Consider the following 10,668-nt stretch of genomic DNA (forward strand, 5'->3'; position numbering starts at 1 on the left):
AACGCGCGCCCGCATTCCCGCCGCCGTTCATTGTGCGTTCAAGACATCAGGATTTCGCGACGACAACCGGAATTCCGCGCAGCGCCCCCGCCCCCTTGAACGTGTCAAGCGCACGCGTAACGGCCGCGCTGGTGGCCCCCTCGATCGCAAGCTGCGCGGCCAGTTCACGCTCCGCGCGCTTCACGCCCGCAACGTTCGCGAACTTCACGTGCCCGTAGCCGCGCGCCTTCGCATGCAGCTCGGCAAGCCGCACAACCGTGTCGGCCGTTTGCGGCGTAAATACCGCGAGCGCCCGGCGCATCGTCGTCTCGTAATCGTCGGCGAGCGCGCGCTCCATCTTGCGCTCGACCGTGCGGCCGAACGGATCGAGCGGCGTGCCGCGCAGGCTGCGCACACGCGCGAGCACGCCGAGCGCCGGCCAAAGCCATTGGCCGAACGCCCGCTTGCGCGGCGCGCCGCCATCCTTGCCGGCCTTCGCGATCGCAGGTGGCGCGAGATGGAACTGCACACGAAAATCCTTGCCCGCCACACCTTCGAACTGCGCCTCGAGCGCCGCGCGGAATGCACCGTCCGTGTAAAGCCGCGCCACCTCGTATTCGTCCTTTACCGCCAGCAGCCGGTGGAATGTCGTCGCGACCGCACGGGCGACGCGTTCGTCGCCCGTCGCGCGCGCCGCCTCCACCAGCGCGCGATAACGCTCGGCATAGCGCGCGCCGCCATAGGCGGCCAGACGCTCGATGCGATCGGCGACGAGCGCATCGAGCGTGAGCGGCGGCAACGGCTCGTGCACCGGATGGCGGGCGTTCCACAATGCATCGAGGCCGGCCGCATCGCCCGCGGCCATCCGCCCGATCGAGAATGCGAGCTTATTCATCGGCACAGCCACGCCGTTCAATTCGATCGCGCGCATCATCGCGTCGAGCGACACCGGCACGTTGCCTTGCTGCCACGCAAAGCCGAGCATCAGCACGTTCGCGCCGACCGTATCGCCCAGGAATTTCGTCGCGAGCGCCTGCGCGTCACAGCTCGTCAGGAACGCATCGCCTGCCGCATCGCGCATTTTCTCCAGCAGCGCATCCGCATGCAGGTCCGCATCCGGATCGCGCACGAACGCCGCGTTTGGAATCGCATGCGTGTTGACGACGATCCGCGTGCGTGCGCGCCGCACCGTCTGCAACGCATCGGCGCTCGCGCCCACGACCATGTCGCACGCGAGCAGTACGTCGGCCTGCTGCGTATCGATGCGTGCCTGGTTGAGCCACGCGGGCGACGACGCGATCCGCACGAACGACAGCACCGCGCCGCCCTTTTGCGCAAAGCCCATGAAATCGAGCACCGAGGCGCTTTTACCTTCGAGATGCGCGGCCATGCTGACGAGCGCGCCGATCGTCACGACGCCCGTGCCGCCGACGCCGGTGATCAGCAGATCGAACGGCGCGGCATCGAGATGCGTCGCCGGCTGCGGCAGCGCGTCGACGCGCGCGGCGAGCGCCGCTTCGTCGAACGCGGCGCCGGCCGCCTTCTTGAGCTGCGCATGCTCGACTGTCACGAAGCTCGGGCAAAAGCCGTTCACGCAGGAAAAGTCCTTGTTGCACGACGACTGATCGATACGCCGCTTGCGCCCGAGCGCAGTTTCCACCGGCTCGACCGACAGGCAGTTCGACTGCACGCCGCAATCGCCGCAGCCTTCGCAAACCGCCTCGTTGATGAAGAGCCGCCGGTCCGGATCGGGATATTCGCCCTTCTTGCGGCGGCGGCGCTTCTCGGCCGCGCAGGTCTGGTCGTAGATCAGCACGGTGACGCCCGGCGTGTCGCGCAGCATCCGCTGCACCGCATCCAGCTCGCTGCGATGATGAAACGTCGTGCCCGCCGGAAACTGCGCGTGATGCCCGTCGTACTTCTGCGGCTCGTCGGACACGACGACAAAGCGCGATACGCCCTCCGCCTCGACCTGCCGCGCGATCTGCGGCACCGAGATGCTGCCGTCGACGGGCTGCCCGCCCGTCATCGCAACCGCATCGTTATAGAGAATCTTGTAGGTGATGTTCGCGCGGGCGGCCACTGCCTGCCGAATCGCTAAGATACCCGAATGAAAATACGTGCCGTCGCCCAGGTTCTGGAACACGTGACGCGTGTTCGTGAACATCGCGTGCGCGGCCCAGTCGACGCCTTCGCCGCCCATCTGAATGAGGCCCGTCGTGCCGCGCTCCATCCACGACGCCATGAAATGGCAGCCGATGCCGGCTTGCGCGACCGAGCCCTCCGGCACGCGCGTCGACGTGTTGTGCGGGCAGCCCGAACAGAAATACGGCGTGCGCCGCACCGCGTCGGCACGGTTCGACAGGATGCGCGGCGCAACGAGATCGACCACGCGCGCGCGCCTGTCGAGCGCGGGTTTGTGACGCGCGAGCCAGTCGGCGAACACCGGCAGAATCCGCGACGGCCGCAACTCGCCCAGCTCCGGCAGCAGCGGCGCACCCGACGCATCGCGCTTGCCGAGCACCGCGGGCCGCGCCCCCGGCGCGCGGTTGTACAAATGCTCCTTGATCTGCTGCTCGACGACCGGCCCCTTCTCCTCGATCACGAGCACTTCGGCAAGGCCGTCGACGAACGCGTCGAGCCGCGTCGTCTCGAGCGGAAACGACAGGCCCACCTTATAGATCCGCACGCCGGCCGCGTCGAGATCAGCAACCGTCAGATCAAGCCGGCGCAGCGCCTCCATCAGATCCAGATGCGCCTTGCCGCAGGTGACGATGCCGACGTTCGCGTGCGCGCTCGCCGCGATCCATTTGTCGATGCTGTTCGCGCGCGCGAAGTGCCTGACCGCGTCGAGCTTCGCCGCCAGCCGCGCTTCGATCGCGAGACTCGGCAGATCGGGCCAGCGGTTGTGCAGCCCGTCCGCGGGCGGCTCGTAATCCACCGGCGCGGGCCAGCGGGTGGCGAGCGCGTCGAGATCGACGCTCGAGGCCGACTCGACCGTCTCCGAGATCGCCTTGAAACCGACCCATGCGCCCGAGAAGCGCGACAGCGCGTAGCCGTACAGGCCGAATTCGAGCATCTCGGCGATATTCGACGGATTCACGATCGGCATATGCCACGCCATCATCGCGAAATCGCTCTGATGCGGCATCGACGACGACACGCAACCGTGATCGTCGCCCGCCACCACCAGCACACCGCCGTGCGGCGACGCACCATACGCGTTGCCGTGCTTGAGCGCGTCGCCCGCGCGATCGACGCCGGGGCCCTTGCCGTACCACATCGCGAACACGCCATCGACGGTGCGCTCGGGGTCCGCTTCGACCCGCTGCGTGCCGAGTACGGCCGTGCCGCCCAGCTCTTCGTTGATCGCCGGCAAAAAGCGCACGCCGCCCGCGTCGAGCAGCTTCTTCGCCTTCCACAGTTGCTGATCGACCATGCCAAGCGGCGAGCCGCGATAGCCGCTGACAAAGCCCGCGGTGTTCAGGCCCGCCTCGGCGTCGAGCGCGCGCTGCATCAGCAATATGCGCACGAGCGCCTGAGTGCCGGTCAAAAAGATGCGTCCGCGCGTGGCGCAAAGGTTATCGCTCAGGCGATAGTCGGCAAGTACAGGAGGGCTGCCGACAGGCAGGCGTGCGTTCATCGTTGTCTCCTCGGAATCCGTTTCCCCGGCGCTCGTGCGCGCCGGATCTGATGCGAGCGGCCGCGCACGCTGGCGGCGCGCGGCCTGATGAACGTATTCTTTTGCGCCAATAGAAGAATGTTTTTGCTCATCTCGCGAACAAATCGCGTTAAAGCAAAAATCTATTCTCGCTTTGCCATTGTTTTGAGGAGAATCTCGCGAAACGCGCCGGTCACTGGTCAGATCGGCCGCACGACGTCGGGCGGCGGCGGCGAATCCGGCGTGAGCGGCTCGATTTCGTCGAAGTATGCGTAATCGATGTGAGTCATGCCGTCGACCACGCTCATGATGTCGACGTAGCGGTGGTGCCAGCGGATCGCGTCGTGCTCCCACGCATGGCGCGCCTGCATCATCTGCGCGGTGGTTTCGTCCGAGCCTTCGATCATCGCGAGGATCATCGCGCTGCCCGCCGCGAGCGATTCAGGCGTCTCGCCGAAAAGCGGGCTCGATTCGTCGATCACGTGCATCAGATTCCAGCCGAGCAGAAAGATCGGATGCTCGCTGCGCACGAGCTTCAGATCGTGGATCTTCATCAGCGTGTAGCCCTCGGGTGAACGTTCGCGCCGCATCAGCCTGAGCTTCGCGCGCGCCTCGGCAATCACGTTCTGCCGCGCGTTCGCCGCACGCACCATCAGCGTCAACTGGCCGTTGAGCGGGCGCACGACCGCATGGCGCGCGAACAGGATCTTCGCGCGCGGCCGCGCGAAGCGCGCGAATACGAGGCCCGTGGCGAGCGCGATGCCGGACATCCCGGCAAAAATCTCGAGCGTCGCGACACAATGCGCATAGACCGTTTGCGGATGCATGTCGCCGTAGCCGACTGTCGCGAGCGTCTCGACGCTGAAAAAGAATGCGCCGGCGAAACCCGGCGGCGACTGGTTCGCGATCGGCGCATCGCCGAGCGAATAGAGTGTCGCGAAAATCGCGTTGTTCACCAGGAAAATCGCCGCGAGCGCCGCAAAAAACGCAGGCCAGCTCACCTTGAGCGCCCAATAATAGAGATCGCGCCAGCCCTCGACCGGCATGCCGTGCGCGATCACATAGCGCGTGCCGGACCAAAGCCGGCGGCCGCCGCGGCGCGGCGCGCTTGCAGCCGCGCAGGCAGAACGATCGGAGGAGCGCGCGGAGGGGGAATCGGAATTCATCGCAATCTCGCCGAGTGGGGTGCGGCGAGCGTAGCATGCGCAGCTTCCGATTCCTTTGCGGCGACGCCGCGCTCGGGCGGCGGTCGACATGCCGCCCGAGCGCGTGACGCGCGCCGCCTATTTCCGGTCGACGACGATCCTGTCGAACGTGCCGCCGTCGGCGAAATGCGTCTTCTGCGCGTTCGCCCAACTGCCGAAGACCTGCTCGACGCTGAACGTCTTCAGCGGCTTGAATTCGCCCGCATGCTGCTTGAGCACGTCCGGATCGCGCGGGCGCAAATGGTGTCGCGCGATGATCTGCTGCGCGTCGGGCGAATACAGATAGTCGAGATAGGCCTGTGCCACCTTGCGCGTGCCCTTCTTGTCGACGACCTTGTCGACGAGCGCAACCGGCGGCTCCGCCAAAATGCTCGCCGACGGATAAACCGCATCGAAGCTCGCGCCCGCCGCGCCCGTATCGATCAGCGCGACTTCGTTTTCGAACGTGACGAGCACGTCGCCGATCCCGCGTTGCGTAAACGTCGTCGTCGCGCCGCGGCCGCCGGAATCGAGCACGGGCACGTTACGGAAGATCGCCTTCTCGAAGTCGAGCGCTTGCTGATCGGTTGCGCCCTTGAGCTTTTGATAGCCCCATGCGGCGAGATACGCGTAGCGGCCGTTGCCCGACGTCTTCGGATTGGCGATCACCACCTGCACGCCGGGCCGCGCGAGGTCGCTCCAGTCGTTGATCCGCTTCGGATTGCCGTGACGCACGAGGAACACCATCGTCGTCGAGTACGGCGAGCTGTTGTGCGGCAGGCGCGCGCGCCAGTCCTTCGACAGCAATTGGCCGCGCTCGGCGAGCAGATCGATGTCGTTCGGCTGATTCATCGTCACGACGTCGGCCTGCAAGCCCTGCAATACCGACAGCGCCTGCGCGCTCGACGCGCCATGAGACTGCTTGACCGACACCGTCTCGCCCGTCTTCTGCTTATACACGGCGACAAAGCTCGCATCGATGTCCTTGTACAGTTCGCGCGTGACGTCATACGAGACGTTGAGCAGCGACGTATCGGCATGCGCGGCGCAGGTGGCGAATGCCGCCGACGCGAATACGGAAATCGCGAGCCAGTGGCGGGTTTTCTTCTGCTTTCTCTTTTGATTTTGAGTTTGATATTCCATCGACGGTGCTCCGCTGGTGCTGGTGGTCATGACATGCTGGCGACCAACGATTGTAATGGCTGATGCGCCGGCGGCGCGTTGCGGCCGGCGATCGACGCACGCCGCTCGCGCCGGGCTCGCGAACGCGCAACGCTCGCGCAACGCGCGACGTGTTCGCCCGTTCGTCGAACCGGCGGGCAACCGACGCGCCGGCATCGCGATGTTGCATCACAAAACGCCGCACGACACGATTCGGCGCGACATACTCCGCCTATTGCAACCCGCGCCATCGCGACGGCACCTTATCGCGCGCCGTCGATCCCTCACACGAAAATCACCATAACCGGATTTGCACGGACAATAAACAAACGGTAATCAAAAAAAATGATCGGCCAATACCGTCTGCGCACGCTTCCCGATTACCTTTCAGTCGACAAACAAATCCATATTCTCGAATTCCGGATTCACAAAGAAATATGCCCCCCGTTCTGGTCAGCAATTGCACCGGACAGGGGAAAGCCGTGAATTTAAGCGGAAAATGCAAAGCACCGGACGTTCGGGAAAACACTGTGTTGCGCACGGCCGCGACGCTCGCGCACTCGCCGGTCTTCCGCGGCATGCCCGACGCGTTCATTGCGCGCGTCGCGCAACACGCGATCGAACGGCATCTGCGTGACGCGGACATCCTGTACCGGAAGAACGATCCCGACGATTTCATCGCGATCGTCGTGATCGGCAAAATCTATTCGACGCTCTACGGCCCCGACGGACGCGAGTTGATCATCGGCGACGCGGGGCCAGGCGAGCTTGTCGGCGAAACTGCGCTTGCCGATCCGCGCGGCCGGCTCGCCACGGCATTCGCGTGCGGCCCCACGATCCTGCTGATGGTGGCCCGCGCGCATTTCGATATCCTGCTCGGCGAGCCGCGCTTCGTCGCCCGCATCGTCACGCAGCTCTGCTCGCGCGTGCGCGATACGGCCGATTTCGTCGAATCCGCCTGCCTGCATCGCCTCGAGGCGCGGCTTGCGCGCCACTTCATCCCGTTGATCGACGAACAGGGGCTCAGTGAAAGCGGCGGCATCCGCGTGCCGTTTCCGCGCAACCAAAGTCTGCTCGCGGCAATGGTCAATGCGAGCCGACCGAAAATCAACGCAGTATTACAGCAATGGCGACGCACGGGATTAGTGAAATGGACCAATAACAGTCTTCTTATTACAGATCTCGAAAAATTCAAGCGCAAAGCCTATGCCGATTCCTAAACGGCGTGCGCAAACCGTATTTCACTGATTGTTCCCGCGGGAACAGCATCCGTATTTCGCGCTGTCCAGAATGTGCTTCAGATAAATCAAAACGCAAACGGGGGCCGAACATGGAGCAGCAATGCGCAATCGCGGCAAATACCACGCCTGCCGCATCGATCGAAGCGCGTTTCGCCGAAGCCTGGGACAAAGTACGGCCGAATCTATGGCAGCGCGCGCGTCGGCTGTCGCGCGGCGATCGCGACAAAGCCGACGAGCTGCTCGCGATCACCGCGCTGAAGGTGTTCGTCTACATGCGCAACGCGCCGCAGCGCATTCGCGAGCCCGAAGGCTTCATGTTCATGGTACTCAACCACGTGTTTCTCGATAGCGTGCGGCGCGGCGCTCGCGACCGGCAGATCTTCGACTACTCGACCGACAGCCATTCGCTCGACGCGCGCACGGTCGCAAGCGACGATTCGTCCATCCAGCGCCGCTTCGAGATCGCGCAAATGCTGTCGATGATCGAGCGTGCGGTGGACCGCCTGCCCGCGCCGGAGCAGGCGCTGTTTCGCATGAAGTTCCAGCAGGATCTGCCGTATCCGGTCATCGCGGCGGAGTTCGGCATCAACGAAGCGCTCGCGCGCAAACGGATCGAAACGATCCGCCGCAAGCTGCGCAAGCTGGTCGATGTGAATTGACGCGCAAAGCCGCCTCACAAGCCGCGCGCGCGCGCGTTCTTCAAGAGAGCCTGGCCATGCGCGCCAGGCGCAGCCCGCGCCGCGCGCGGCGCCCCCCTCACATCGCAAGGAGCCTCTCATGCGTCCCGGAGACATCGTATTAAGCGTCGCAAGACAAGACGACCCTGTCGGCACCAAGCTGCCGCGCGTGCTGATCAGGGCAGGCCAATGGCTCAAGGCCAGCTTCTTCGGCAAAGCCGATCCCGAGGTGCCGATCGTGCATGCGGCGATCGCGATCGACGACGAGCGCGTCATCGAAAGCGTCGGCGAAGGGATCGTCGAGACCAACCTGAACGACGATCCGCAGCGCAGCGCGCTGATCTACTCGTGCTTCGGCGATCGCCTTGCCGAAGCGGCCGTCATCGCCGCGCAGCAGTTCTACGACAACGGCGCGGTCGCATCGATCCCCGCGCGCTACAGCAAGTGGGCGGCGATGCTGTCGATCTTCAGGAACAGCAGCTACGGCGCCGATCTGAGCGAACGCATCAACGAGTCGGTCGATATCGGCAGCGCGTCGTTCTGCTCGCAGTTCGTCGCGAATTGCTATGAAGTCGGCAATTTGTATATGAGCGCGAACCTGTTGCCGCCTCCGCCGCCGGTGTTTCAACTCCGGCCTTCCGCGATGACGCCCTACGATCTCGCGCTGCAATGCGAAAGCGATGGCCGCTTCGCGTTGACGGGCTTCTGGGACGAAGGCACGCAGGTCAACTTCGCGTCGTGAACACGTGAAGCAAGCGCCGGTGCGCGGATCGCGCGCCGGTGATGTCAGCTTTCATCCAAAGGAGCCGTCATGGCCGAGGGCACTCAAGTCAACACGCAGATCACGGATGCGGTCACGCAAACCAACGTCAAGGTCGTGGCCGAAGCGCCCGCCCAGGCAATCGCATCGCTCTATCAGGTCGCCAGTCACGCGGCCGGCCTGTCGCTACAGAACGCCGTGCAGAGCCAGCAGGCGCTCAATCAGGTATCGACAGCCGTGGTGTCGAAAGCAGTCGCGCTGATCATGGCGATCGGTGTCTCGTCGACATGATGCTCATCCGAAGGAGCGCTCGATCATGGGAGCATTCTGGAACACACTGAAAAGCCGATTGGCCCCGCCCACCAAGCCGCAGCACGATGACGCAGATACGGGCGGCGCACCAACGCGAGCCGGCGAGCCGCTTGCATCCGGGCACGCGGCGGGCACGCAACCGGCAGCGGCAGCGCAGGCGGCCGGCGCGGCGCAGCCAAGCGCGACAGCGGCGCCGGCCACCGACGCCACAGCGGCTGGTGCGCAAACAGCGGCGCCAGCATCCGCCTCCGCAGCGGCAGCGGCAGCGGCAGCGCCCGCCGATTCGACACCGCACGCCGGAGTTGCACAGACGGCGCCGCATACGGCGGGGAGGCCGGCCGCCGTTGCATCATCCTCCGCCACAGGCACGCAATCCGGCGGCGAAGCGGTCAGCGCCGGCGTAACCGAATCGCCTGCGCGACCCGGCACATCCGCCCCGGCCGCGGCCCCCGCCGCCGGGCCGGACAACGCATCAGCCGGCACGCCGGCGGCCTCCACCGGAACGCCCGCCTCCCCCCGTCCCACCTCTTCTGCGTCGCGGCCGCCTTTGCCCGGCGCTGCCGCATCATCCGAGGCGGCATCCGGAGCAGCCGCTCCCAGCGCGACTGCGAATGCCGGCCCGCCCCCCGCCACGCAGGCACTGAATCAGCAGATCGTGCAGGCTGTCGAGTTCACCAACGCGGCGAGCGCGTCCTACGCGGCATCCCAGATCGCCACCGCGCCGAACATGATGATCTCGCAGGCATCGGGGCTCGTCGCGCAGTCCGCCGCGAACTACTTCGACGCCATCAGCAAGATCGCGTTGGCAAGCCAGGGCGTGCTGATGAAAGAGATGGTCGAGAACATCGGCAAGGGCATGCCGGCGAAGGCGGCCGAGGACGCAGTAGGCGCGCTTGTCGCCGACTTACTGGTGGGCGCGGCGGCGGCGGTCGCTGCAGCCGCCGGCGCGATCGAAGCCGACGCCGCGAGCTTCGCGCTGGATCGAATCGACAAGAGCCTTTCGTCCTACACCGATCTATTCGCGAACCGCAAGTAAGCGGCCGTCGCGTGCATGTGCAATGCGAGGGCATCAACGTCGACAAATGTGCCCCAGCCTGCGTGCTTGCCCGCGCCGTCACGCAGCGCCCCTGGCCGCGCCCGCCGCCGCAAGCCCGCACGCGACGCAGCCCGCGCCTCGCGCGGGCCGCCCTCTGCGAGCCGGCATTGCCGGGCCTAATCCGTTTGCAAGGAGAAGCATCATGAGCGACGTCCAATCCGGGTTCGACGATTTCAAGCAAGCCGTCGAAAGCTTCATCGGCTCCGAAGTCAGAGCGCAAACCGTGCCGCTACTGCGCCTGATCTATCGGCAGTTGAAACAGACACCGCCTGCGGCCAGCGCGCCGCGCCCGGGCCGCGCCGCGCTTGCGCTTGCACGGCTCGCCGCCGATGCGGCGATCGACGAAGGCTTGCATCTCACCGAAGCGACGATCAACGAGTTGCTGCAATCGCTGCCTCAAGTACCGGCCGTACCCGCGCCACAGCCGGTTTCCGGGCGCGCATCGAGCACGCCGGAACCATCGCCATCGCCATCGCCATCGCCATCGCCTGCGCCTGCGCCTGCGCCATCGTCCGCGCCCAGCGATGCGCCGTCACCGATATCGCATCAAGCCCCGTCGCCTGCATCCGCGCCCGTCCCTGCCATTGCCGCTGCGGC

8 protein-coding genes and 1 pseudogene are annotated in these 10,668 nt (G+C 65.5%); 6 read left to right on the plus strand and 3 right to left on the minus strand.

The window, feature by feature from the left end; genetic code table 11:
* Nucleotides 1–46: 46 nt before the first annotated feature.
* The 3 genes from BSIN_RS11135 to BSIN_RS11145 form a co-directional block, all read right to left on the minus strand.
* A complete protein-coding gene (locus BSIN_RS11135) occupies nucleotides 47–3,622 on the minus strand; it encodes an indolepyruvate ferredoxin oxidoreductase family protein (RefSeq protein ID WP_089340547.1) in 3,576 nt (1,191 codons plus the stop codon).
* A gap of 218 nt (nucleotides 3,623–3,840) precedes the next feature.
* Nucleotides 3,841–4,806 (minus strand): ion channel, encoded by a 966-nt coding sequence (locus BSIN_RS11140; protein WP_089340548.1) that lies wholly within the window; start codon nucleotides 4,804–4,806, stop codon nucleotides 3,841–3,843.
* Nucleotides 4,807–4,923: 117 nt separating this feature from the next.
* A complete protein-coding gene (locus BSIN_RS11145; protein ID WP_369828171.1) occupies nucleotides 4,924–5,967 on the minus strand; it encodes a sulfate ABC transporter substrate-binding protein in 1,044 nt (347 codons plus the stop codon).
* A 548-nt stretch (nucleotides 5,968–6,515) separates the two neighbouring features.
* Between BSIN_RS11145 and BSIN_RS11150 the strand changes: the two genes are divergently transcribed.
* From BSIN_RS11150 to BSIN_RS26100, 6 genes and pseudogenes are all read left to right on the plus strand, one after another.
* Nucleotides 6,516–7,205 (plus strand): Crp/Fnr family transcriptional regulator, encoded by a 690-nt coding sequence (locus BSIN_RS11150; RefSeq protein WP_069233422.1) that lies wholly within the window; start codon nucleotides 6,516–6,518, stop codon nucleotides 7,203–7,205.
* Nucleotides 7,206–7,315: 110 nt separating this feature from the next.
* On the plus strand, nucleotides 7,316–7,885 hold the full coding sequence (locus BSIN_RS11155; protein WP_089340549.1) for an RNA polymerase sigma factor: 570 nt from the start codon (nucleotides 7,316–7,318) through the stop codon (nucleotides 7,883–7,885).
* A 118-nt stretch (nucleotides 7,886–8,003) separates the two neighbouring features.
* Nucleotides 8,004–8,645: a hypothetical protein gene (locus tag BSIN_RS11160; RefSeq protein WP_089340550.1), complete on the plus strand. Its 642-nt coding sequence runs from the start codon at nucleotides 8,004–8,006 to the stop codon at nucleotides 8,643–8,645.
* A gap of 69 nt (nucleotides 8,646–8,714) precedes the next feature.
* Nucleotides 8,715–8,954, plus strand: coding sequence for a RebB family R body protein (locus BSIN_RS11165; RefSeq protein WP_059517522.1), 240 nt, complete (start codon nucleotides 8,715–8,717; stop codon nucleotides 8,952–8,954).
* Nucleotides 8,955–9,522: 568 nt separating this feature from the next.
* Nucleotides 9,523–10,011 (plus strand): hypothetical protein, encoded by a 489-nt coding sequence (locus BSIN_RS11175; protein WP_256583750.1) that lies wholly within the window; start codon nucleotides 9,523–9,525, stop codon nucleotides 10,009–10,011.
* Between the two features lie 202 nt (nucleotides 10,012–10,213).
* Nucleotides 10,214–10,668, plus strand: a pseudogene (locus BSIN_RS26100) (hypothetical protein); the annotation flags it as partial.

It is taken from the genome of Burkholderia singularis (assembly GCF_900176645.1).
GTDB lineage: Bacteria > Pseudomonadota > Gammaproteobacteria > Burkholderiales > Burkholderiaceae > Burkholderia > Burkholderia singularis.

Bases quoted from the DNA above. Each gene is read 5' to 3' on its own strand.
- BSIN_RS11135 (WP_089340547.1), bottom strand. From the start codon at position 3,622: ATGAACGCACGCCTGCCTGTCGGCAGCCCTCCTGTACTTGCCGACTAT.
- BSIN_RS11140 (WP_089340548.1), bottom strand. From the start codon at position 4,806: ATGAATTCCGATTCCCCCTCCGCGCGCTCCTCCGATCGTTCTGCCTGC.
- BSIN_RS11145 (WP_369828171.1), bottom strand. From the start codon at position 5,967: ATGGAATATCAAACTCAAAATCAAAAGAGAAAGCAGAAGAAAACCCGC.
- BSIN_RS11155 (WP_089340549.1), top strand. From the start codon at position 7,316: ATGGAGCAGCAATGCGCAATCGCGGCAAATACCACGCCTGCCGCATCG.
- BSIN_RS11160 (WP_089340550.1), top strand. From the start codon at position 8,004: ATGCGTCCCGGAGACATCGTATTAAGCGTCGCAAGACAAGACGACCCT.
- BSIN_RS11165 (WP_059517522.1), top strand. From the start codon at position 8,715: ATGGCCGAGGGCACTCAAGTCAACACGCAGATCACGGATGCGGTCACG.